Here is a 23,390-nt window from a genome sequence, read left to right on the forward strand (position 1 = left end):
CCATCTAAAACGACATGATCAAGGCTGGTTTGCCGAAAATAGTCCCGCGGAACATCACCAAAATAAAGTACCCAATTGAAAATCAGTGAATTTATGCCGGTTTTGGTGTCTCCAAAGGGTGTTCCGGTGGGGTTTTGTTTTTGTGAAATCCTTAAAAGTTGCAACAAATAAGGAATGTAATCCTTAAAAGTTGCAACAAACAAGGAATGTAATCCTTAAAAGTTGTATTTTTTGTATTTCATTATAATGTCATGATAGCGAGGGTACTTGAAAAAACAATAAGAGAAAGATTGAATACAGGCAAGGCCATTATCTTCTTTGGAGCGAGACAGGCAGGTAAAACCACCTTGCTGAAAACCTTGTTTGGGGATTCGGAGGAGGTATTGTGGTTGAATGGAGACGGACGAGATGGATGTGCAATCCTTGTTTGCCAATAGTTCGGCTAGCCGTTTTAGGGCCATCTTTGGCACCAAAAAAACGATAGTCGTTGATGAAGCGCAGCGCGTCACCGACATTGGATTGCGGTTGAAATTGATTACCGACCAAATTCCCGAAGTACAATTAATTGCCACGGGAAGTTCCTCCTTTGAATTGGCCAACCAAGTCAACGAACCGCTGACGGGGCGAAAATGGGAATACCAGATGTATCCGATATCCTTTGGTGAAATGGTGGCCCATCACGGTTTGCTGGAAGAAAAAAGGATGTTGTCCCATCGTTTGGTGTATGGTTATTATCCCGACGTGGTCAATAATCCAGGGATGGAAAAAGACATACTGAAACAGTTGTCCGATAGTTATCTGTATAAAGACGTATTGTTGTGGGAGCGCATCAAAAGACCTGAAGGGCTCTTGAAACTTTTACAGGGACTGGCTTTTCAGGTAGGCTCACAGGTTTCTTATAATGAGCTTTCCCAGCTTTGTGGGCTTGATGCCAAGACTGTGGAGAAATATATTGTATTGCTGGAACAGATCTTTATTATTTTTCGTCTGGGTTCTTTTAGCAGGAATTTGAGAAATGAACTAAAGAGCAGCAGGAAAATTTATTTTTACGACAATGGTATCCGCAATGTCTTGATTGCCAACTTTAGCCATCTCGAACTCCGACAGGATATAGGTGCGCTTTGGGAAAATTTTTTGATGTCGGAACGAATGAAAAAACTGCACTATTCCCAAAATTGGGTTAATTCTTGGTATTGGCGCACCAAGGAGCAAAAAGAAATTGATTATGTTGAAGAGTCCGACGGGCAATTGACCGCTTATGAATTTAAGTGGAATCCCGCTGCCAAACATAAAACACCCAAATTATTTTTGGGAAGCTATCCCGGAAGTCAATTTCAGGTGGTGCACCGGGATAACATGGATGATTTTTTGTTGTAGTCCAGACGGGTTTTTTTGATGCTCTTTCAGTCCCAACAGGAGTCTTTGGTTTTGATATTTTAATTCTTGAACCGCTTTCGAAATGGGGAATAAAGGAAATTGGCATCAATTTTTGGATTGGAATAGGGGTACCACAGCCATACTGAATCCCTACTTGATCCCTACTTGATCCCTACTCTTGTCCCGTCCTGTCCCATCCTGTGTCCCATCCTGAAATAACTATACAGGTTATTAAATAAATCCTGCTTTAGCCATACCAATATAATCATTACTCCTGAACTTGCCATGCAGCCGGTGATTTTGGCAGCTTTACTATTCAAAATGGTATAGAGAAGCTCCTAGTGGAAGGGTTCTCGATACATCCCGATTGCATCGGGACACTCGAACAGACGAAGGACGAAACCTTAACTTAATGACATTGACGGCCACCCCTCCAGAGGAAAGGAATTTACATGGTTCTGAAATAGGCCTGCAGCAAAATTATTTAATCCTGAACTTGCCATTCAGCCGCTTTTCATGGTCTGTTCTTGATTGTAATTGTTTTTTCTTTTGTTGCCGTTTCCCGATTGTGCATGCGCTTTGGCGTGGGGAAATGGATTTGCTTTCTTTTACACGCCTTTTTTAGGGTACCACAGCCCAGGCTTATCCATGGCTTTGAGTGGGCTTTGAGTGGGCTTTGAGTGGGAGTCGGCATTTATGGTGCGTGGTTTTAAATTGCCCCTTGGTTGGATGGGTTTTCGTGTTTTTTTTGGGATGGGGAGGCTGTATCGACTGTTGTCCAATTGAAACGGATTTCTTTCCCAAAATCACTATTTTATATCCTTTACGGCTATGCTTTTAATTGTTATATTTGCCCAAGAACCGCGGGAGATTCCGTGTTTGAGCGGGGGAAAAATGTTTCCGTTTGTTCTCCAGCGTTAATGTAGCCTTACCCATGAACGATACCGATACTAGAGACCAAGACTGGTTGTTTGAAATAACGCCCAAAAACAAATTCTTCTCGCTGAACCTGAAAGAGGTCTGGCAATACCGCGATTTGCTGTTGCTGTTCGTGAAACGGGACGTGGTCACGGTTTACAAACAAACCATCCTGGGGCCTTTGTGGTACTTGATCCAGCCCTTGTTTACCTCGATTACCTTCACGATTATCTTCAATAAAGTGGCGGGAATAGCCACCGGTACCGTGCCTCCGTTCTTGTTCAACTTGGCGGGCATCATGGTCTGGAATTATTTCACGGCCTGTCTTACCGGCACTTCGGACACGTTTCGAAGCAATGCGGCGATTTTTGGCAAGGTGTATTTTCCCCGTTTGATCATGCCGCTTTCCACCGTGATTTCCAACTTGTTGAAGTTTGGCATCCAGTTCCTGATATTCGCGGCTTTTTATGTTTTTTATTATTTTCAGGGTGCGGCCATCAGCCTGAATGGGTCGCTCTTGTTTTTTCCGCTGCTGATTGCCTTGATGGGCATCCTGGGATTGGGATTGGGGATGTTGATTTCTTCCTTGGTGACCAAGTACCGGGATTTGAGTTACCTGATCGGTTTTGGCGTGCAATTGCTGATGTACCTCTCGGCGGTGATGTATCCGATGGCCTTGATTCAAGACAAAATGCCCGATTATGCCTGGCTGGTCCAGTACAATCCTTTGGCTTACATTATAGAAACCACCCGCTCGATGTTGTTGGGTGTAGGGAGTGTTTCTGTTTGGGGATTGGTTTATACTGTTGGCGTGACGCTAATCGTTTTTTTTATGGGACTTTTGGTTTTCAACAAGACCGAGAAGAGTTTTATCGATACGGTGTAGTTCAACCCGTGACCCACCCCCTGACCCCCTAAAGGGGGAACCTAGGAGGAGGGTTGGTGATTGGTGGCACCCCCTGACCCCCTAAAGGGGGAACCTAGAAGGAGGGTTGGTGATTGGTTGGGGATATTGAAACGGTGAATTTTTATACTAATTGAAATGAAAAAAAATCCATTTAGTAGCGATGGCATGTGGAAAGGGGCAACTCCCGAGATTTTTTTTAATGCCAAGGTGTTAAGGCAGCATGCTACAGCCGCAGAAGAAGTTTTGTGGGCGGAGCTTAGAAATAATAAATTGGAAGGGCATAAATTCAGAAGACAACATCCGTTACATGTTTATGTTGCGGATTTTTATTGTCACAAACTGAAATTAGTCATAGAAATAGATGGGGGATACCATCAGACAGATGAACAAAAAATGTTGGATGCGGAAAGAACACAAGCGCTTGAATTGCAGGGTTTACGATTAATTCGATTTAGCAATGAAGAGGTTCTTTCAAGAGTTTCCGAGGTGCTAAGCCGCATTAAAGAATTTTTTCCTGCCCCCTAACTTGAAGGGAAGATTGGCGCCCCCTGACCCCGCCCCCTGACCCCCTAAAGGGGGGATAAGCGTTTAAAATGGTTTAATTGGATAACTGTTTAATTGTTTTAATTGTTTAATTGAGAAGAGAATGGCAATGGCAAACTCCCAACTCCCAATTGTCACCTGGAGCTTAGTTTATCCCGAGCTTGTCGAAGGGAAGAGCCACTTCTAACCTCTAACTTCAAACCTCTAACTGTTGTCAGTTATCAGTTATCAGTTATCAGTTTTCAGTCGCAGTTTTCCGTTATCGGTTATCAGTTTTCTGTTTTCGGTTATCTGTTGTCAGTTTTCTGTTGTCGGTTTTCAGTTTTTGGTTTTCGGTCTGTTGTCGGTTGTTTGTTGTCTGGTTAACTGGTTAATTGAGAGAATAATTTCAATGACAATAGCCATTTGAAATGTTTAAAGGTTTAAAGGTTTAAAATGGTTTAAAATGGTTTAAATGTTTAACTGGTTAATCGGTTAATTGAGAAAATAATTTCAATGACAATAGCAATAGCCATTTGAAATGTTTAAAGGTTTAAAATGGTTTAAATGTTTAACTGGTTAATCGGTTAATTGAGAAAAGAATTTTAATAGTAAACCTTTAAACCCTAAACTTTTAAACCCTTAAACAACTTCGTACCTCTAACTTCCCACTTCCCACTTCCCACTTCAAACCTCTACCCTTGAAAGACATTGTCTTAAAAGCCGAAACCTTACTTGCCTTCACTATCTTAACGGTTTTAAAAAAAAACTTTCTGCCTTGGCGACTTGGTGGCAAAAATAAAATAACTTTGTGGCTTAGCGCAAAATGGTTTAACTGGTTAATCGATTAAACGTTTAACCACATAACCGATTAACCAATTAACCTTCTCTTGAAAGACATTATCTTAAAAGCCGAAAACATCTCCAAGCAATACCGCCTTGGGCAGGTAGGGACGGGCACGCTCAGCCACGACCTGAACCGCTGGTGGCACGAAATACGGGGCAAGGAAAACCCTTATTTGAAAATAGGCGACACCAACGACCGCAGCACCAAAGGCGAGAGCGACTATGTTTGGGCATTGCAAGACATTAATTTTGAAGTGGAACGGGGCGAAGTCCTGGGCATCATTGGCAAAAACGGGGCGGGAAAATCGACCTTGTTGAAAATATTGTCCAAGGTTACGGCTCCCACAACGGGCAGCATTAAATGTCGAGGGCGGATTGCTTCCTTGCTGGAAGTGGGCACGGGCTTTAACGGCGAAATGACCGGACGCGAAAACATCTTCCTGAACGGAGCCATATTGGGAATGACCAAAAAAGAAATTAGCTCCAAGATTGCCGAAATTATAGAATTCTCGGGTTGCGAGCGGTACATAGACACTCCCGTAAAGCGCTACAGTAGCGGGATGACGGTGCGACTGGCTTTTGCCGTGGCGGCTTTTTTAGAGCCGGAGATTTTGGTGATAGACGAGGTTTTGGCCGTGGGCGATGCCGAGTTCCAGAAAAAAGCCATTGGCAAGATGCAGGATATTTCATATGGTGAAGGGCGGACAGTATTGTTTGTGAGTCACAATTTGGCAACTATACAAGATTTGTGTAGTAAAAGTATTTTAATGGATAAAGGATTTATAAGATGTTATGGTAATACCGAAGAAATATTAAAAGAATATCAAACTGCAATTAATGTTGTTCAAAAGAATGATAGAATAGAATTAAAAATTGATTTTGAAAAAGATAATAACATATGGGGAATTAATGAATATTTGACAATAACTTTAAATAATATTAGTCTTGAAAAAGGACTGTTTTTGGATATTTCATTTAATGATTTATTTGGTAAAAAATGTTTTTCAATTGAAGGAAGTAAATTATCTAACAAATTATTTTTCAACAATAAATTACAATTCAAAATTTTGAACCCTGGAATTTCGGATACAATTTTGTCAATGGATATTGGTCTTAAGAAGCATCAATTGCATAATTATGAAATGATACTTTCAAATTTGTGTCAAATAGCAACACCCGAAATTTCTTTAATTAATCCCATAAGAGGATTTATAATACCTAAAATATTTATTAAAAATGAAGAATTTAGCGACTTTAGATTACTGGACTAAAGCACACGGTAAAATAAACATAGAATTAAATCCAAATGACTTGATAAAAAAATGGATTTCAAGTAATATTGATTTTGCTAATATAAAAAGTGTTTTTGAAATAGGATGTTATCCAGGAAGATATTTGACTATTTTTGGAGATCAAGGTGTTGAGGTGAATGGAGTTGACTATATAAAAGAAGTTAAAAAATTACCCGAAATATTTGAGTTGAAAAAATATAAAGTTGGTCAATTCTATAATTGTGATTTTTTTGAGCTAGAACCGAATATTAAATATGATTGTGTAATGTCATTAGGTTTTATTGAACATTTTGATAATTGGGAAAGGACCATGATAAATCATTTTAATTTTATTAATGATGAAGGATATCTGATTATTGAAGTACCAAATTTTAGAGGGATGTTGCAAAGAATCCCTAGAATGTTATTCGATTATGAAAATTATAAAAGGCATAATTTAAATTCAATGTATTTAAAAGATTGGAATAGAATATTAATTGAAAATGATTTTGAAATTATTTATAGTGGTTATTTTGGAGGATATAATCTTTGGTTTGAAGGTATTCAAAAAAACAAAATTAACAGGTTGTTGAAAAAATATTTAATTAAAACTCTAATATTAGTTAGAAAGATTTTTTTTAAAAATAAAGTTGAAAGTCCATATTTTTCTTGTGCTATTGGAATTATTGCTAAAAAGAGATAATCATTTCCCTTATAAAAAATTGAAGTTAAATAACGTGAAGCAAAAAAGTCATAAATTAATATTTTTTTTTATCCCCCATCATCATATTGGTGGTGCAGAGCGTGTACATCTTAATATAATTAAAGTATTAAAATATAAACCAATTGTTTTTTTTGACAACTCAAATTCAAATATCATATCTAAAGAGTTTTCTAAAAATGCCCATTGTTTTTTAATCACCAGTAACAAAAGGAGAAAGTTTGCGATTTGTTTTCTTCAAATAATTTCTCTTTTTTTTCCAGTTGTGCTTTTTGGCTGTAATAGTGGTCTTTTTTATAATTTTATTGCAAAATTAAAAGGTAAAATTAAAGCTATTGATTTAACCCATGCCTTTTCTTTTCCGGAACACGGTATGGAAATTTCTTCTTTGCCTTATGTAAATTTACTTGATAAAAGGATAGTGATAAACAATAAAACATTTAATGATTATAAAGTTTTATATCAAGAAAATGCAATTGAAGAATCATTATTGGATAGATTTAAAATTGTATCCAATGGAATAGTAATCAAGGATTTTGATGCTTGTCAAATAGACTCTCGTTTTGCTGACTTTACCATTGGTTTTGTAGGGAGAAATTCTTCCGAAAAACGTCCCGAGTTGTTTTTTGAAGTGGTGCAACAAACGAAGATTAAAGCTAAGGCAATCGGGGATAATTTTGATAATTTTAAAATTGATTTTCCTAAAGTTGATTATTTTGAAAACTGTAATGACCCGGATGTTATTAGAAGTCAATTTTCAGGAATTTCGCTCTTGATAGTGTCTTCAAGTAGAGAAGGATTTCCTTTAGTGATTATGGAAGCAATGGAAATGGGAATTCCTGTTATAGCCACTGATGTCGGGAGTATTGCAGAACATGTAATTAATGATGTAAATGGATATTTGAGTGGTGTAGATAAGGAAGAATTTTTGAGATTTGCTATATCAAAAATTAATGCAATTATTCAAGACAAAGAGTTATATCGTAATTTGTCACTAAAAGCGAGAGAACACGCGGAACAAAATTTTGATATTAAAAATTTTAAAAAGCAATACCGTGAATTATTTTATGAATAAACCTTTGGTCTCCGTAATCGTTCCTTGCTACAACCAAGCGCAATTCTTAGATGATGCTTTGCAGTCGGTGTTGGCTCAAACCTACACCAATTGGGAATGTATTATTGTCAATGACGGCAGTCCTGACGATACGGAAGAAGTGGCTAAAAGATGGTTGGCGAAAGACGCCCGTTTTCAATATGTCTATAAAGAAAATGGTGGGTTGAGTAGTGCGAGGAATGCGGGCTTGGATTTTGCAAAAGGAGCGTATATCCAGTTTTTGGATTCGGATGATTATCTCGTTAAAACAAAATTGGAATTGTCGTTGGAAGGATTGCAAGAGGAAACTGATACGATTGTTATTTCAAATTTCAATATGTTTTCAGAAAGCATCAATGATTTGCAAAATCCATTTTGTAATTTGAAAACAGAAAATTTTAATTTTAGAAGTTTGTTGTTCGGGTGGGATTATGAATTTAATATTCCGATTCATTGTGGGTTTTTTCGAAAAAAAATCTTTGATGATTTCAGATTCCCAGAAGATTTAAAGGCTAAAGAAGATTGGATATTTTGGATGGTTTCTTTTCAAGTAGAGCCTAATGTGATATTCATAGACCAGTCATTAGCCTATTATAGAATTCATAAAACTAGCATGACCAAGGATTTGAAACTTATGGAAGCTGGTTCTTTGTTGGTAATAAATCATTTAAAAAAAATAGTTCCTCCGGAATATTTAACAGATTATTTGTGCTTTGCTTTAGAAAAAAAACAATCTCAAATTACCAACCTTAAATTGAGTTTAGCCAATATCAAAAATTCAAGAGGTTTTCTATTATTAGAAAAAATTAAAAAAAATAAAGTAGTGAACTTTTTATTTAATAAGTTAAAATAATGCTAGCTATCGTTATACCTTATTTCAAATTCACTTTCTTTGAGGCTACTTTAGAGTCGTTAGCCAATCAAACGGATAAGCGATTCAAAGTTTATATTGGAGATGATGCCAGCCCTGAAGATCCATCAGATTTATTGGTAAAATATAGAGGCAAATTTGATTTTGTGTACCATCGATTTGAAACTAATTTGGGAGGCACTTCATTGACCCAACAATGGGAACGTTGCATTGCTTTGTCGGGAGTAGAGGAATGGATCATGATTTTGGGTGACGATGATGTGTTGGATGAAACAGTGATAGCATCATGGCATAAAAATTACAATACATTTAATGGAAAATCTAATGTAGTTCGGTTTTCAACTAAAATGATAAATGATAAATTAGGAACTGTAACTGAAATTTTTAAACATCCTGAATGGGAACAAGCAATTGCTTTCTATTACAGACGATTTAAAGAACAAACTAGAAGTTCGTTATCCGAATATGTATTTTCAAAATCATCTTACTCACTATTTGGGTTTCATAAATATCCGTTGGGCTGGCATTCTGATGACAGAGCTTGGTTAGAATTCCCAAATAATAAACCAATTTACTCCATAAATGAAAGTATTGTATTTGTAAGGTATTCAAGCATTAGTATTACAGGTAAATCGAATAATAAAGAATTAAAAAATAAAGCATCGTCTCTTTTTTTTAAATATATCATTGTTCAAAAGTTGCGATTATTTAAAAAAAATCAACGAAATGAATTATTACTTGCTTATGAAACTGCCATAAAAAAAAGCAGGAAATTAACATCAAAGGAATGGTTTTTTTTAATGTATTTGTATTTGACAAATTTTGAAGTTATCCCTTTTGCAAAGTTTCTAAGAAGATTTTTAATAAGTATTCTCAAATCATGAGACCTTTAATTTCCATAATTATTCCAACCTTTAATCGTGCAGAACTTATTAGTGAAACACTTGATAGTATATTAGCACAAACCTATACTAATTGGGAGTGTATTATTATTGATGATGGTAGTACTGATAACACTGACGAAGTTGTAGGGAGCTATGTAGATAAGGATAGTCGCTTTCAATATCATCAACGCCCATTAAACAAGTTAAAAGGACCCAATTCGTGCAGGAATTATGGATTTGAAAAAAGCAAGGGAGAATTTATTAATTGGTTTGACAGTGATGATTTGTACAATAACAATGCTTTGGAAAGGCTTGTTAATAGTTATTCAGATGAATTTGATTTGGTGGTTTGCAGGCTAGAAAAGGTTAATTCTAAAACAAAAATTAAGATAAAAGATAACCCTATATTTACTGATAACTTATTATTGGATTATTTTGTAGGTAATGTTACGTTTTATGTTTCGGGTCCTTTATGGCGTAAATCGTTGTTGTTGAAACAATTGTATTTGTTTGATGAAGAAATTCGATATTTAGATGATTGGGATTTTAATTTAAGAATGTTATATAATAACCCAAAAATAAAATATCTGGATGAATCTCTTATCAAATATTGTATACATTCGGAATCGTTGTCTCATGAAGTTTCTAAATTGAATTATGAAGAGATTAAATCAGAAATTTTTGCAAGAGAAAAACAATTAAAAATTATATCTGAAAATAAAAAAGTTAATAAAATCGAAGCTACTATATTTGTAAAAAATAGATATAAATATATCCTCAGGGATCTTATGGTGGTTAATTATGAGAAAAAAAAGGAACTGTTTAAATTGTTGTTGAAGAAACAGGTAGAGTTACATGATTTTTACGGAATATTGAAAACTATAGCTGGTTTTGTTTCCTATAGTTTGTTCAACAAAGGCTATTTTTTTTATAAATAAAATGATAATTGTGGATAAAAAAAAAATATTGATTTTTGGTCCAATAGGGGATTTTGGGGGTAGAGAGCTGGAGGCTGGTTTTATTGCCCACACCTTATCTTTTAAATATGATGTGGCTGTTTGTAGCAGTAGTTCATTAACCAATAAATCTCAACTTTTTGATTTCAAGAAAGATTTGATTGTTTTTACAGTAAATGATTTGATATTTAAAAAGTACTGCAGTATTAGGTTTCTTTCTTTTTTAAGTTACTTGAAAAACAAAAAAAAGGGGATTGTAAGTGATTATGCCAATAATGGAATTGCAAAGAAATATTTCAGCTATACTAAAAAGAGGCTTGCTGTAATGGGACAACTTTTACCAAAATACGATTTAGTTTTTATTTGTGCACAACTCACTACTGGTTTGATGGCTGAGGTGATTCAGATAGCGAAAGAAAATAATATTAAAGTTGTTTTTAGAACAACGGGAGCGATTGGTTTTTCGGATTATGATTTTATTGATTCAGTGGATTGTTTTATTTATCATTCGGTCAATAATGCGAATAAAATCCAAATGAAGAAAAAGCATAATTATGTTGTTATAGATCAATGTGCTTATAGTGAGAAAGATTTATTAAAAATTCAATCACTTCATTCAAACGATGAAATTCGTAAGTTTTTAATTTTGAGTAGGCTTTCACCTGAAAAAGGAGTTGAAGAAATAATTGATTTCTTTTTAAAGGTTTGTGCAGGAGATGATGTTCTGTTTATTGCCGGAAATGGTGTTTTAGAATGTGAATTAAAAAACAAATATCAAAAATCTAGAAATATCCAATTTCAAGGATTTGTAAATAGTGTTGACCTTTCGAATTTGTTTCGAAGAATTGATTGTTTGATAATACCTTCGCCTCAGGAGTCGGGTCCTTTGGTTGGAATTGAGTCTATGTGTGCGGGTAAAATTATTATTTCTACCAAAGTTGGTGCCATGGAGGAAAGAATGCAAAATACTTTGAATGATTATTGGTTTGATTATGGTGATTTCGAATCTTTTAAAAATGTTTTTTTTAAAGTCAAAAGTTTGAGTAAGTCACAAGTTAGTATAGGTGTTCTTGCTTTGAAGGAAAAGTATATAAAGGAATATTCAATAGAAAGCATAAAAAATAAGTATTTAGATGTAATAGATAATATTTTAAAATAAATGAGAGTAGGTTCCAATCCACAAAAACAAGAAAGAAAAGTCACTTTGACTACGCATCACCGGATCGTGGTAGTGGTTTATATTCCCAATGAAGAAGGGTTTTACAAAGACTCGTTTGAGGTTTTTAAAACTAGTATGGATTCGTTAGTCTCCACAACAAACTCAAAGGCGGCAATAACAGTGGTTAATAATGGTTCCCACGTAAAAGTATCTGATTTTTTAAATGCCTATTTGGCTGAAAATAAAATTGACACCTTGATTTCCCATAACACCAATATTGGGAAAATTGATGCTTTAATTGGAGCAGCAAGAGGTGCAAGGGAGCAATACATCACCCTTACAGATGCCGACATTCTCTTTGTTGCCGGATGGCAAGAAAAAGTGGAAGAAATTTTTGCCAAATTTCCCAATGTAGGATCTGTTTCCCCTATTCCTGTTCAGAGAGGTTTGTATTTTGGTACAAGTTCTGTCTTGAAGCAAATACTGTTGAGGAAGATAAAGTTTAAATTACTTCCTATACCCGAAAATTTTGCTGCTTATAATAAATATTTGGGAAGTATTAATTGGACTTTGGAAAGTGATGATGAAATTCTTTGGCCAGTGGTGGAAAAAAATGGAAGCAGAGCTATAATAGGAAGCGGACATCAAGTGCTTACCATTGATAGAAATATTTTATTTCAAAGAACTCCTACCAACCCGTCTCTTACCTTGGTTGGTGGTATGTCTGAAAATAATTATGTTGATTTCCCAATTGACAAATCGGGTAAACTTCGATTGGCTACTTATCATAATTTTGCCTATCATATGGGAAATAACTTAGAAAAGTGGATGATGAAAGTGCAAGAGTCTAATTTAATCGGAAGTAGTACTACTGGAGAGGAAGTTAAAATGACACCACCACTTCCTGATTTGTTCAATAATAGGTGGAATAACAAATGGTTCAGTCTAAAAAAAATGATTATTAAGAAACTGTTTTATCTTTTTTATAATTAAAATTAATGACAAAAATATCCATTATTACCATCAATTACAACGATGCGTTAGGTCTTGAAAAAACTATAAAAAGTGTTCTAAATCAAACCTTTTCGGATTTTGAATATATTGTCATAGATGGGGATTCTACCGACGGAAGTAAAGATGTAGTTCTGAAATATCAGGATAAATTGGCTTATGGGGTAAGTGAGCCAGACAGTGGGATTTATAATGCGATGAACAAAGGAATAAATGCGGCTAAGGGCGACTATTTGTTATTTGTGAATAGTGGAGATGTATTGGTCGATGATGCTGCTATTTTGAATATTTGCAGCGAAAAATTAAATGAGGATATAGTGGCATTTGATTGTTTTTTAGAAAGAAACAATAAAATTATGGGAAGAAGAACACATATAGAGCAACCCACTTTATTTTATGTCTATAAGAATGGTTTGAAACATCAAAGTACGTTCATAAGAAGAACGCTTTTTGAAAAAATGGGACATTATGAGGAGAAATATAAAATTGCTGGTGATTATGAATTCTGGATTCGTTGTTTTCTTGAACCTAGTGTAACTTCTAAGGGAGTTACTATTCCCATAAGCATTTATAAACTTGGTGGAATTTCTGAAATTGTTGGATGGGGAAATGATTTCAATTTAATACATCAAGATTTATTGCCCCATTTGTTGACTGATTTTAGACATTTCGAAAAACTGCTGCCTTATCAAAATTCTAGAATTTTAACATCCGTGATAAAACTTCAAAAGTGGTTTAAAAAAATAATTCCCTAAATTGCATCCTTATTAAAATCCAGAATGATAAATTCTAAAAAAATTCTCCTCTGTTTCGGCACGCGTCCCGAAGCCATCAAAATGGCACCATTGTATCACGAACTCCAAAAAAGCAATTTTGAGGTAAAAGTATGTGTTACGGCACAACACCGGGAAATGTTGGATCAGGTGTTGGATTTTTTCGAGATGGTGCCGGATTACGACCTCGATTTGATGCAAGCCAATCAAACCCTGAATGGATTAAGTGCCAAGATTCTCCATAAGATAGATGAAGTCATGACGATGGAACAACCGGATTTGGTTTTTGTGCATGGTGACACGACCACTTCATCGATGGTGGCTTTGGCAGCCTTTCATTTGGGCATAAAAGTGGGTCACGTGGAAGCGGGTTTGAGAACCTACAACAAGCAAGCACCCTTTCCGGAAGAAATCAACCGCCAAATCACCAGCCGAATTGCCGATATTCATTTCACGCCCAGTCCACAAGCCACACAGCATTTGCAGAAGGAGGGAATTCTTCAAGACGCTATTGTGGAAACAGGAAACACGGTTATAGATGCCTTGTTCTGGACGCTCCATAAAACAGGAAAGAAGGATTACAGCCATCCGGAAATTGAGGCGTTAAAGAGAATCCTTCCAGCCGACAAAAAAATAGTGTTGGTAACGGGACATCGCCGAGAAAATATCGGAGAGGGGTTTCAGAATCTTTGTGAAGCACTGCTGAAAGTGTCAGAAAGAGACGATGTCGTGATTGTTTATCCCGTACATTTGAATCCCAAGGTGAAGGATGTCGTGCATGAATTGTTGTCCAATCAAAAAAACATTCAGCTCATTGCGCCGGTCTCTTATCCCGCTTTTGTTTGGTTGATGCAGCAATCCTATTTAATCGTGACTGATTCGGGCGGCATTCAGGAAGAAGCACCTTCCTTGGGGAAGCCCGTAATTGTTACTCGCACCGTTTCGGAAAGACCCGAAGTTGTGGCGGCCGGATTCTCCACCTTGGTGGGTACCGACAGAAAAAAAATCATAAATGCCATCGAGGGTATTTTGGATCATTTTACCGGGTTTGACAATCCGATAAATCCTTATGGAAACGGGGATGCCTCCAAACGAATTGTGGATTATTTGTTAAAACAAGAATAGATGAAAATACTCGTGGTAGTCGATTCCATAAACATCGAGGACAGCAGCGGATCGAAAGCCAATGTGGCGTTGATCCATAATTTGGTCGAGGCCGGATTTGAGGTATTGGTGTACCATTACACCTTAAAAAACATTTCCTTGGATGGCGTTAATTGTTTTGCCATTCCCGAAATCAAGTACAGTCCCCTGTATTTTTTGAGCCGATTGCAACGCATTGTTCAACGCAATTTCAAGGTAAATCTTGCGCCGCTTTTGGAGAAATTATTCGGCTTTTCGTTCACTTTTTTTAATGATACCAACAGTATTGCCAAGGCTTTGAAAAAATGTTCGTTCCAACCCGATTTGGTGCTGACTTTGAGCAAAGGTGCCAGTTTTAGACCGCATTATGCCGTCTTGCAACTTCCAGAATTGCATCATAAATGGGTAGCCTACGTGCATGATCCCTATCCTTTTCATAATTATCCACGACCTTATACTTGGGTAGAATCCAGTTACCGCCAAAAAGAAGCCTTTTTTATGCAAGTTTCCGAAAGGGCAAAGTACAGTGCTTTTCCGAGTCAATTGTTGCTGGAATGGATGGGGAGTTATTATCCCAATTTTTTAAAAACAGGAGTGATAGTGCCGCACCAAAATGCAAAGTACCATTTTGAGGGTTCGGGGCAAAGCCATGTTTTTCCGGATTATTTTGATGCGTCAAAATTCAACTTGTTGCATGCCGGAAACCTCATGAAACAGCGTTCTCCGGAAGGTTTGATAGAAGGTTATGTTTTGTTTTTATTAAAAAATAGGGAAGCTCGAGGCGATTCTCGCTTACTATTGCTTGGGCCTGCTTCTTATCATTCAAAGCTACTGGAAATTTATCAAAAAAGTTACCCCGAGATATATATTCACAATGGCCATGTGGCTTTTGAAGAAGTGTATCGGCTTCAGAAAAATGTATCGGTCAATATTATTTTGGAGTCAAAATCTGAAATCAGTCCCTTTCTTCCTGCCAAGTTTCCCCATTGTGTGGAAGCCAACAAGGCGATTCTTTCACTCGCTCCCTATTATAGCGAAATCCGAAGATTATTGGGCAAAGACTACCTTTATTGGTCGGAAGTGGATGATGTAGATGCGATAGCCGACCTCATTGAAAAAATGTATCGATCATGGAAACAAAATCCGGAGGATTTGCTTTTAAACAGAAAGGATTTAGAAACCTATTTGTCCGTTGATTATTTGAAAAAGGTTATTTTTGATTTGAAAGAATAATAAATTTAAATGAAGCGCCACTTTCTCCACCCTCACAACCACCTAAAACCGCAAAGCCGTAAATAATGCAAGCATCAATTCTGATAGTATCGAAAAATCGAAAAGAGGAATTATTAAAAACATTAAGAATCCTTGAATCATTAATCGATACATCCCAAGTGGAAGTTTTGGTTTTTTTGGACGGATGTACTGATGGTTCAGAATCTTTGGTGGTTGCATTGGAATGGGTGAGGTGGTTTGTTTCTGCGAAATCTATTGGAGCTTCAGCAGCCAGACACCAGATTTATCCGCTAGCCAAAGCTGAAATCTTGATAGGTTTTGATGATGATGCCCATCCTTTGAACAAAGATTTTGTTAGACTTACTGAAATTTTATTTCAAGATAATCCCCATGTGGCTGTTTTGGCATTCGAAGAAGTAAAAGGCGTTTTTGCTTCGGATAGCCTTGCAATCAAACAGTCTGAAAAAACATTCAAGCAATTTCCATGTGCAGATTTTATTGGTTGTGGTTTTGCCATTCGGAAAGAGATCTATGATTTAACAAGAGGTTTTCCAGTTTGGATTGATATTTATGGAGAAGAGTCTTGCGTTGCCATTGAAGTTATGGCTAATGGGTTTGATATTTTATACACCAATCAGGTAAAAATAAACCACAGGGTAAATAAAGAAGAACGGAAGTTGAAAAAACAAAATTATTTCAGGTTTGGGAAGCAATTAAAAAATTCAACCTATTATTTTTTAGTTTATTATCCAATTCCTTTATATGCCATTTTAAAACTATATTGGCATAATTTTAAAAAGTATGCTCTAATGGATTGGGAATACTTCGAAATTTATTTTAAAACTATTTTTGTTGTATTAATTAATACACCAAGGATTTTAAAATATCGGAATCCTGTGGATAAAAATTTGCTTTTAAAAATGAGACGTTTGTCTGCCTTGAAATTTTAAAAGGCAGTCCTCCTTGCTGATCGTGCTGGGGTCGAACCCATTGACCCAAAAGAATATGAAGTCTATCATCAACTTCCGGACACCAAATTGTATTGGCAACCTGAAAATAGGAAGCTAACTTCAAAACCGTGTAAATTGAAAATCTAGATTACAATAGGCACGGTTTTTTTGCATGTATTCCTGTTATGCCATTCTGGGCAAGGTGTTTCATTGTTGAAACGATTGTGGTTCTGTCCAGAATTATTATATTTCATCCCATCTCACGACTCCGTTTGTCCCGCTGTAAAGCGTCCCTCTTTTCGTCAGCAACGAATCCTCCGGACTACTAAACAGCCTTTTGTTTATGGATTTTTTTCAGGCGTTTTTGGATAATGCCAAAAGTATCAATGTGATGTGCTAAAATCCCCTAATTCTTCTTGTGCGATTCGCCTTTAATTGCTTTTTTTTGATAGCTTTGTGTACGTGCAATTACGATATAAACAAACCCCCAACTCTTATGGCAATATCTTATAAAATGGTTCTAAAGAAGCAGTCCATGATAACTCCACCCATCGAAAAATACTATCCTTGTGCCATTCATGAGGGTATGGATGACTTAGAGAGTCTGTCGGAGAGAATAGCCTCCAATTCCAGTATTAGTCAAGCAGATTGTTACAGGATTGTGATGTCATTGACAAAAGCGATCGAAGAATCATTGGCCATGGGGCGCGTGGTGCATATCAAGACCCTTGGGTCTTTTAAAATTAACGTCAATGGAGTTGGAGTTGACAGTCCAGAGGCTTCGGTCAAGGACGAAATTAAAGGAGCCAAGATAATTTATAGGCCATCCCCCAACATGAATAAAGTGCTCGATCGGTTGACTTACAAAAGAATAAAGTAAATTTACCCCTCCTCATGCCCACTTGTGACGAAGGCAGGATTGCTCTGGAAGCCGGCATTGGCATCAGTTTTTGGTAGTGGAACAAGACTGTCTTTTTTTTGATGGCGGCAATTCGGCAACTTCTTTAAAATCAAAATAATTTGAAACTCCTCAAATTCTAAACTGGAATCGTAATTTAAAAAGAATAAAAACTTGTCACAGTTTATGAACAAAAATTAGTTCATGAGGAAAATTAATTTTATTTTTAACCATTGTTAACGAGCAACTGTAATTGTTCGAGGTCTTACAATAATTAATTTGCTCAAGAAAACGGGGTCCTACCAGTCTTTTTTGAGCTTTTTTTATGCTTTCAACAGTCCAAAAAAGGGGTCTTTTTTAGGAATTTTACGATGGTTTCATGACTTTTATGGTGACAATTGATGCGGAATTAGGGCGTTAAAGTTGCTTTTGCCGCGCCATAAAGTAGATTTTTGATGTTTTTTGTCCCCATTGCAATGTGTCAAGACGAATAATTCACTTGGTCAAGACGAGATAAAAGTCTCGTCAAGACGAGACAAAAGTTTCGTCAAGACGAAATGGAGGCCATTTTGTCGAAAAAACAAAAAAAAGACCCCGAGTAACTGTAATTACTCGAGGTCTTACAACAATCAGTTGCTACTGATTACGGGGTCCTACCCAACTTTTTTGAATGATAATCCATTCAACATAGAGCGTAAATTTTTTCCGGGACGGAAAAGGATACGACTCTTGACAATGTTTGCCGATGAAACTTCGGTTAAGCTGTCTTTTCCTTCGGAACTGATGCCTACTTGAAAATTACCCAGCCTGCCTAGTTTCACAATTCGACCTTGCCCCAATTCTCCGATGATGTTGTGCTCCAGGGAGTGCAAAACAGCATAACAGTCGGTGGCCGTGACTGTACATTGGTAGGAAATCAACTCAGCGAGTCTGTCCAAATCGACATCACCGTCTGCGATGGCAGCGGCATAAAATTTTTCGGGAGCCGTGATGTCCCGAGGGTTCTTTCTAGGAAGAACTTTGTACTTAATAGCCATAATTTTAGCGTATTAAATTTGTAAATAATTATTTGTCTTAGTATACATAATTATTTGTATCTAACTGACTTTGACAAATATACAATCTCTTTTTGAAGGAATGTAAGTAAGTTATCCACAAATGGGTTTTTTTTTAATAAATGTAAGATTACAGGATTTTTATATTGCTTGCTTTTTTTTTAAATTTAAATCATTAAAAATCAATGTATTATGTTTTTTTGTTTTACTGTTTTGTTCTGATGAGTTGAAAAAAACTAGAGCTTTTTTATTTCGCAAACAATGATCTATGTCATACTTGTATTTTTTTAATGATTTTCTTTTTAACAGAGGTCATTTTTAAAAAGCGAGCTAGTCTATGATTTTTATCAAAATAGCCACTATGGAATAGAAAGAGTGAAGCTCAATTATTAGTAAAAATTCATTGGATTTCATAAAAATAAGTATTTTTACCATCATCAAATAATCAAATGAAAACAATAGCCATCATTCCCGCACGTGGCGGATCGAAACGATTGCCCAACAAGAATGTTTTATCCTTGGGAGGCATTCCCTTGATTGCCCACAGTATTTTGTATGCCCAAGCCAATAGGGGTATTGTTGACGATATCTATGTTTCGACGGATGATGCCCAAATAAAAGAAATAGCTTTTCAATATGGAGCCAAAGTAATTGACAGGCCCACAAATTTGTCGGGAGATTTAGAACCCACCGTTTCGGCTTTAAAACACGTTTTAGAATCCCTGGATTTTGAAGTTGACAATGTAGTTTTGCTGCAAGCGACCAATCCGATGCGACCTCAAAACTTGTTGTCAGAAGCTTTTGAAGTGTATCAAAAAGGGAATTATGACAGTTTGTTTACCGTTTCCAGAAACCATCAAAAATTAGGTAAAATAGAGGCAAACAAGTTTGTTCCTTTTAATTATGCCATCGGACAGCGCAGCCAGGATTTGGAACCTTTGTATTTTGAAAATGGATTGTTGTACATCACTAAAGCTTCGTTGATTTTACCTCTCGACTGCGCTCGAGGTGACAGCAAAATTATTTCGGAAAACGCTTATCCTTTCGAAGTAAATTCTATTTTTGCCAATGTAGATATTGATACCCAAGAAGATTTGGAGTATGCGGAGTATTTATTTGGAAAATTTACTTTTAAGGAAAAACACACCCCCAACCCCTCTCAAGAGGGGAGTTAGGAGAGCCAATAATTAGTTGTAAATAATTGAAATTATGTATTCCAATCCTCTTGAGATTCCTTTAGCAGGGATACATTCCTCTCCTTAAATCGAAGATTTAAAGTCTCCAAAAAGAACATAAACTGGAGTCAGAGGGGGGTAGGTAGGTGTGTGTCCTTTAATTTGAATATAAAGAAAGAAGAATGAAGAATCCATTCATAACAATAGCAGGAAGAAAAATAGGACTTGATTATCCACCCTTGGTTATTGCCGAAATTGGCATTAACCACGAAGGGTCTTTGCAAGTAGCCAAAGAAATGGTTGATGCAGCACATCGTGCCGGTGTTGCCGTGGTCAAGCACCAAACCCATATAGTGGAAGACGAAATGAGCGGTGCGGCCAAGAAAGTGATTCCCGGCAATGCCGATGTTTCGATTTATGAAATTATGGAACGCTGTTCACTCAACGAAGCCGATGAATTGGAACTTAAAAACTATGTCGAAAGCAAAGGGATGATTTTCATTTCAACGCCATTCTCCCGTGCTGCTGCCGAACGATTGCGAAGATTTGACATTCCGGCCTACAAGATAGGTTCCGGCGAATGCAACAATTATCCTTTGCTGGAGCACATCGCTTCTTTTGGAAAGCCTGTTATTTTGAGCACAGGAATGAATACCATTGAAAGCATTCGCAAAGCGGTCGCTATTTTTGATAAACATCATATTCCTGTTGCCTTGTTGCATACCACCAATTTATATCCGACCCCAATTCATTTAGTGCGTTTGGGTGCCATGATAGAAATGCATCATGCCTTCCCCGATAAAGTTTTTGGTCTCTCGGATCATACCTTGAACAACAATGCTTGTTTGGGTGCGGTGGCTTTGGGAGCGAGTATTCTGGAACGCCATTTTACGGACAGCATGCAACGCAGTGGTCCCGACATCGTCTGCAGCATGGATGAACAAGCTACCAAAGAATTGATTGTTGGCAGCAATGAGATTTGGCAAATGCGCGGCGGAACTAAAGAACCCGCTTTAGAAGAACAAGTTACGATTGATTTTGCTTTTGCCACGGTTTGTACCATTGCCCCAATTAAAAAAGGGGAAGTATTTACAAAAGACAATATCTGGGTAAAACGTCCTGGAACGGGAAAAATATTGGCGGAGCATTTTGAAACTGTTTTGGGGAAAAAAGCAAGTCGGGATATTGGAAATGACGAACAATTGGCTTGGGAGGATTTCCGTTAATAGGGTCTCGACTGCGCTCGACCTGACAAAAAGTAGATAAAGAATTAGAGGTTGTCACATCGAGCGCAGTCGAGATACTTTTTGATATAGGAAAGTGTTTTTATAAAAGTCGGGTATCGAACTGATAGGGGTTGGTTATTTAAAAGACAGATTATGAAATTCTATTATGTGTATATTTTATGTTGTAGTGATAGCTCATTGTATGTTGGAGTAACTTCTGACATAGAAAGACGTCTGATGGAACACAATGCAGGAAAATATCCTGAAGCATATACACATTCTAGAAGACCAGTCGATTTAGTTTTTTTTCAGGAATTTACAGAGCCGAATCAAGCAATCGAGTTTGAAAAAAAACTTAAAAAATGGAGCAGAGTAAAAAAGCAAGCTTTAATAGATGGGAATTTCGATAGATTACAAAATTTGTCAGAATGTAGAAATGCCACTCATCATAAATACAAACCAGATGGTGAGGATAGTATTGAATAAATAGCGTCTCGACTTTAGTCTGTCTGGAGCGAAGCCGAAAGGCTCGACCTGACAAAAAAGAGCGTTGTTGTCCAATCGGTTGTGTCCTCCCGAGCGCAGTCGAGGGACGATATTTCTTTTTAATATAAGAAGTACTTTTGTAAAAGTTGGGTCTCGACTGCGCTCGACCTGACAAAAAGTGTAAATTAGATAATTTTTGGTTGTCAAATCGAGCGCAGTCGAGATTTTAGTTTAAAAATAAAAAAGGGTCTCGACTTTAGCCTGTCTTGAGCGAAGCCGAAAGACTCGACTTGACAGTTAGTATTAGTTAAGTAATATGGTTTTCACATCGAGCGTGTCCTCCCGAGCGCAGTCGAGGGACGATATTTCTTTTTAATATAAGAAGTACTTTTGTAAAAGTTGGGTCTCGACTGCGCTCGACCTGACAAAAAGTGTAAATTAGATAATTTTTGGTTGTCAAATCGAGCGCAGTCGAGATTTTAGTTTAAAAATAAAAAAGGGTCTCGACTTTAGCCTGTCTTGAGCGAAGCCGAAAGACTCGACTTGACAGTTAGTATTAGTTAAGTAATATGGTTTTTACATCGAGCGTGTCCTCCCGAGCGCAGTCGAGGGGCGAGATGTCTTTTTAATATAAGAAGTACTTTTGTAAAAGTTGGGTCTCGACTGCGCTCGACCTGACAAAAAATATAGAGATTGAATTGAATAAAATGAAAAAAATCCTATTCCTAACTGGAACCCGAGCTGATTTTGGCAAAATAAAATCACTGATTCAAATTCTTGAAAAACAGCAAGAGTTTGAAGTTTTTGTGTTCGTGACCGGGATGCACTTGCAAAAAGAATACGGTTATACGTTGATAGAAATAGAAAGATGTAATTTTAAGAATGTACATACTTTCGAGAATCACACCCATGAAACCACGATGGATTTGACTTTGGCCAAAACCATCGAAGGGCTTTCGGATTATGTGAAAAACATACATCCAGATTTAATCGTGGTGCACGGCGATCGAGTGGAAACCTTGGCAGGAGCCATTGTAGGTTCTTTGAACAATATTTTGGTAGCCCATATTGAGGGCGGTGAAGTCTCGGGTACTGTTGATGAGTTGATTCGCCATAGCGTGAGCAAACTGAGTCATGTTCATTTTGTTTCGAATGCCGAAGCGGCCAAACGATTGGAGCAAATGGGGGAACTGAAATCGTCTATTTTTACCATCGGTTCGCCCGATATTGACATCCTATTTTCGGAGGAATTGCCTGATTTGCACAAAGTGAAGGAGTATTACGAAATTCCTTTTGATGCTTATGCCGTTGTCATGTTTCATCCCGTAACTACCGAGGCCAAAGCCATGCAGGGGTATGCCAATGATTTTGTAACCGCTTTGTTAAAGGATACCCATAATTACGTGGTGATTTATCCCAATAATGATTTGGGAAGCCAGTGTATCATAGAGCACTACAAAAAGCTAAAAGAAAATCCCAGATTCCGTGTTTTTCCTTCGCTGCGTTTCGAATATTTTTTGACTTTGTTGAAAAACAGCCAGTTCATCATTGGCAACAGCAGTGCCGGCATTCGGGAAGCTCCTTATTATGGCATTCCCATCATCAATATTGGGACACGCCAACAAAACAGGGCGGTGCATTCCGACATCGTGAATGTGGATTATGGTGTCCACAGTATTGCGACTGCCTTGAAAAAGATAGATGAACATCAAACCATGAAAACCGAAGCCGATTTTGGACAAGGTAATAGTGCCCAATTGTTTTTGGAATCCATTACAACCGAAGCTATTTGGACAATCAATCACCAGAAACAATTTAGGGATCGATAGTGTTAACTCGAACCCTGTCAGGGTTCAAAACCCTGACAGGGATGGTATTTAGAAAATTATCGATTGGTTTCTCGTGAATTTGTTTC

22 protein-coding genes are annotated in these 23,390 nt (G+C 37.0%); 21 read left to right on the forward strand and 1 reads right to left on the reverse strand.

Annotated features, from left to right (window positions below):
• Positions 1-393 precede the first annotated feature (393 nt).
• The 17 genes from OZP13_RS00555 to OZP13_RS00635 all read left to right on the forward strand — a co-directional run bounded on the left by OZP13_RS00555 (position 394) and on the right by OZP13_RS00635 (position 17,515).
• Positions 394-1,377 carry an ATP-binding protein gene (locus tag OZP13_RS00555; protein ID WP_281298282.1) on the forward strand — a complete coding sequence of 328 codons (984 nt, stop codon included), beginning with the start codon at positions 394-396 and terminating at the stop codon, positions 1,375-1,377.
• Between the two features lie 934 nt (positions 1,378-2,311).
• Entirely contained in the window at positions 2,312-3,181 is an 870-nt protein-coding gene (locus OZP13_RS00560; protein ID WP_281298283.1) for an ABC transporter permease, read from the forward strand.
• A gap of 156 nt (positions 3,182-3,337) precedes the next feature.
• Complete coding sequence (locus OZP13_RS00565; RefSeq protein ID WP_281298284.1) at positions 3,338-3,727, forward strand: endonuclease domain-containing protein; 390 nt, start codon at positions 3,338-3,340, stop codon at positions 3,725-3,727.
• A 698-nt stretch (positions 3,728-4,425) separates the two neighbouring features.
• Positions 4,426-4,575 (forward strand): hypothetical protein, encoded by a 150-nt coding sequence (locus OZP13_RS00570; RefSeq protein WP_281298285.1) that lies wholly within the window; start codon positions 4,426-4,428, stop codon positions 4,573-4,575.
• A 39-nt stretch (positions 4,576-4,614) separates the two neighbouring features.
• A complete protein-coding gene (locus tag OZP13_RS00575) occupies positions 4,615-5,841 on the forward strand; it encodes an ABC transporter ATP-binding protein (RefSeq protein ID WP_269241771.1) in 1,227 nt (408 codons plus the stop codon).
• Positions 5,807-6,544 carry a class I SAM-dependent methyltransferase gene (locus tag OZP13_RS00580; protein ID WP_281298286.1) on the forward strand — a complete coding sequence of 246 codons (738 nt, stop codon included), beginning with the start codon at positions 5,807-5,809 and terminating at the stop codon, positions 6,542-6,544. Before OZP13_RS00575 ends, OZP13_RS00580 begins: the two co-directional genes overlap by 35 nt.
• Positions 6,492-7,637, forward strand: coding sequence for a glycosyltransferase family 4 protein (locus tag OZP13_RS00585; protein WP_281298287.1), 1,146 nt, complete (start codon positions 6,492-6,494; stop codon positions 7,635-7,637). Before OZP13_RS00580 ends, OZP13_RS00585 begins: the two co-directional genes overlap by 53 nt.
• Positions 7,630-8,508 carry a glycosyltransferase family 2 protein gene (locus OZP13_RS00590; RefSeq protein ID WP_281298288.1) on the forward strand — a complete coding sequence of 293 codons (879 nt, stop codon included), beginning with the start codon at positions 7,630-7,632 and terminating at the stop codon, positions 8,506-8,508. Before OZP13_RS00585 ends, OZP13_RS00590 begins: the two co-directional genes overlap by 8 nt.
• On the forward strand, positions 8,508-9,410 hold the full coding sequence (locus OZP13_RS00595) for a glycosyltransferase family 2 protein (protein WP_281298289.1): 903 nt from the start codon (positions 8,508-8,510) through the stop codon (positions 9,408-9,410). The genes OZP13_RS00590 and OZP13_RS00595 overlap by 1 nt, the downstream gene beginning before the upstream one ends.
• The gene (locus OZP13_RS00600; protein WP_281298290.1) at positions 9,407-10,348 is read left to right on the forward strand and encodes a glycosyltransferase family 2 protein; all 942 of its coding nucleotides are present in this window, start codon (positions 9,407-9,409) and stop codon (positions 10,346-10,348) included. The genes OZP13_RS00595 and OZP13_RS00600 overlap by 4 nt, the downstream gene beginning before the upstream one ends.
• 10 nt (positions 10,349-10,358) lie before the next feature.
• The gene (locus OZP13_RS00605) at positions 10,359-11,525 is read left to right on the forward strand and encodes a glycosyltransferase (protein WP_281298291.1); all 1,167 of its coding nucleotides are present in this window, start codon (positions 10,359-10,361) and stop codon (positions 11,523-11,525) included.
• Entirely contained in the window at positions 11,526-12,518 is a 993-nt protein-coding gene (locus OZP13_RS00610; protein WP_269241779.1) for a glycosyltransferase family A protein, read from the forward strand.
• Positions 12,519-12,523: 5 nt separating this feature from the next.
• Complete coding sequence (locus tag OZP13_RS00615) at positions 12,524-13,291, forward strand: glycosyltransferase family 2 protein (RefSeq protein ID WP_269241780.1); 768 nt, start codon at positions 12,524-12,526, stop codon at positions 13,289-13,291.
• 24 nt (positions 13,292-13,315) lie between these two features.
• Positions 13,316-14,434 (forward strand): non-hydrolyzing UDP-N-acetylglucosamine 2-epimerase, encoded by a 1,119-nt coding sequence (gene wecB, locus OZP13_RS00620; RefSeq protein ID WP_281298292.1) that lies wholly within the window; start codon positions 13,316-13,318, stop codon positions 14,432-14,434.
• A complete protein-coding gene (locus OZP13_RS00625; RefSeq protein WP_281298293.1) occupies positions 14,435-15,685 on the forward strand; it encodes a glycosyltransferase family protein in 1,251 nt (416 codons plus the stop codon).
• Between the two features lie 65 nt (positions 15,686-15,750).
• The gene (locus tag OZP13_RS00630) at positions 15,751-16,635 is read left to right on the forward strand and encodes a glycosyltransferase family 2 protein (RefSeq protein ID WP_269241782.1); all 885 of its coding nucleotides are present in this window, start codon (positions 15,751-15,753) and stop codon (positions 16,633-16,635) included.
• Positions 16,636-17,170: 535 nt separating this feature from the next.
• Entirely contained in the window at positions 17,171-17,515 is a 345-nt protein-coding gene (locus OZP13_RS00635; protein WP_281298294.1) for an HU family DNA-binding protein, read from the forward strand.
• A 671-nt stretch (positions 17,516-18,186) separates the two neighbouring features.
• On the opposite strand, the gene OZP13_RS00640 is transcribed toward OZP13_RS00635, so the two are convergent.
• Positions 18,187-18,570 carry an HU family DNA-binding protein gene (locus tag OZP13_RS00640; protein WP_269241786.1) on the reverse strand — a complete coding sequence of 128 codons (384 nt, stop codon included), beginning with the start codon at positions 18,568-18,570 and terminating at the stop codon, positions 18,187-18,189.
• A gap of 467 nt (positions 18,571-19,037) precedes the next feature.
• Between OZP13_RS00640 and OZP13_RS00645 the strand changes: the two genes are divergently transcribed.
• The 4 genes from OZP13_RS00645 (at position 19,038) to neuC (ending at position 23,304) form a co-directional block, all read left to right on the forward strand.
• Positions 19,038-19,763: an acylneuraminate cytidylyltransferase family protein gene (locus OZP13_RS00645; protein WP_281298295.1), complete on the forward strand. Its 726-nt coding sequence runs from the start codon at positions 19,038-19,040 to the stop codon at positions 19,761-19,763.
• 182 nt (positions 19,764-19,945) lie between these two features.
• Positions 19,946-20,989, forward strand: coding sequence for an N-acetylneuraminate synthase family protein (locus OZP13_RS00650; RefSeq protein WP_269241787.1), 1,044 nt, complete (start codon positions 19,946-19,948; stop codon positions 20,987-20,989).
• A gap of 153 nt (positions 20,990-21,142) precedes the next feature.
• Positions 21,143-21,475 (forward strand): GIY-YIG nuclease family protein, encoded by a 333-nt coding sequence (locus OZP13_RS00655; protein WP_281298296.1) that lies wholly within the window; start codon positions 21,143-21,145, stop codon positions 21,473-21,475.
• A 707-nt stretch (positions 21,476-22,182) separates the two neighbouring features.
• On the forward strand, positions 22,183-23,304 hold the full coding sequence (neuC, locus tag OZP13_RS00660; protein ID WP_281298297.1) for a UDP-N-acetylglucosamine 2-epimerase: 1,122 nt from the start codon (positions 22,183-22,185) through the stop codon (positions 23,302-23,304).
• The last annotated feature ends 86 nt before the right edge of the window (positions 23,305-23,390 follow it).

It is taken from the genome of Flavobacterium limnophilum (assembly GCF_027111315.2).
Classification (GTDB): Bacteria; Bacteroidota; Bacteroidia; order Flavobacteriales; family Flavobacteriaceae; genus Flavobacterium; species Flavobacterium limnophilum.

Excerpts from the sequence above, each read along its gene's own strand:
- OZP13_RS00625 (WP_281298293.1), top strand. The coding sequence starts at position 14,435 with ATGAAAATACTCGTGGTAGTCGATTCCATAAACATCGAGGACAGCAGC.
- OZP13_RS00590 (WP_281298288.1), top strand. The coding sequence starts at position 7,630 with ATGAATAAACCTTTGGTCTCCGTAATCGTTCCTTGCTACAACCAAGCG.
- OZP13_RS00610 (WP_269241779.1), top strand. The coding sequence starts at position 11,526 with ATGAGAGTAGGTTCCAATCCACAAAAACAAGAAAGAAAAGTCACTTTG.
- OZP13_RS00645 (WP_281298295.1), top strand. The coding sequence starts at position 19,038 with ATGAAAACAATAGCCATCATTCCCGCACGTGGCGGATCGAAACGATTG.
- OZP13_RS00560 (WP_281298283.1), top strand. The coding sequence starts at position 2,312 with ATGAACGATACCGATACTAGAGACCAAGACTGGTTGTTTGAAATAACG.
- OZP13_RS00630 (WP_269241782.1), top strand. The coding sequence starts at position 15,751 with ATGCAAGCATCAATTCTGATAGTATCGAAAAATCGAAAAGAGGAATTA.
- OZP13_RS00635 (WP_281298294.1), top strand. The coding sequence starts at position 17,171 with ATGATAACTCCACCCATCGAAAAATACTATCCTTGTGCCATTCATGAG.
- wecB (WP_281298292.1), top strand. The coding sequence starts at position 13,316 with ATGATAAATTCTAAAAAAATTCTCCTCTGTTTCGGCACGCGTCCCGAA.
- OZP13_RS00615 (WP_269241780.1), top strand. The coding sequence starts at position 12,524 with ATGACAAAAATATCCATTATTACCATCAATTACAACGATGCGTTAGGT.
- OZP13_RS00650 (WP_269241787.1), top strand. The coding sequence starts at position 19,946 with ATGAAGAATCCATTCATAACAATAGCAGGAAGAAAAATAGGACTTGAT.
- OZP13_RS00595 (WP_281298289.1), top strand. The coding sequence starts at position 8,508 with ATGCTAGCTATCGTTATACCTTATTTCAAATTCACTTTCTTTGAGGCT.
- OZP13_RS00555 (WP_281298282.1), top strand. The coding sequence starts at position 394 with ATGGAGACGGACGAGATGGATGTGCAATCCTTGTTTGCCAATAGTTCG.
- OZP13_RS00655 (WP_281298296.1), top strand. The coding sequence starts at position 21,143 with ATGAAATTCTATTATGTGTATATTTTATGTTGTAGTGATAGCTCATTG.
- neuC (WP_281298297.1), top strand. The coding sequence starts at position 22,183 with ATGAAAAAAATCCTATTCCTAACTGGAACCCGAGCTGATTTTGGCAAA.
- OZP13_RS00600 (WP_281298290.1), top strand. The coding sequence starts at position 9,407 with ATGAGACCTTTAATTTCCATAATTATTCCAACCTTTAATCGTGCAGAA.
- OZP13_RS00580 (WP_281298286.1), top strand. The coding sequence starts at position 5,807 with ATGAAGAATTTAGCGACTTTAGATTACTGGACTAAAGCACACGGTAAA.
- OZP13_RS00565 (WP_281298284.1), top strand. The coding sequence starts at position 3,338 with ATGAAAAAAAATCCATTTAGTAGCGATGGCATGTGGAAAGGGGCAACT.
- OZP13_RS00640 (WP_269241786.1), bottom strand. The coding sequence starts at position 18,570 with ATGGCTATTAAGTACAAAGTTCTTCCTAGAAAGAACCCTCGGGACATC.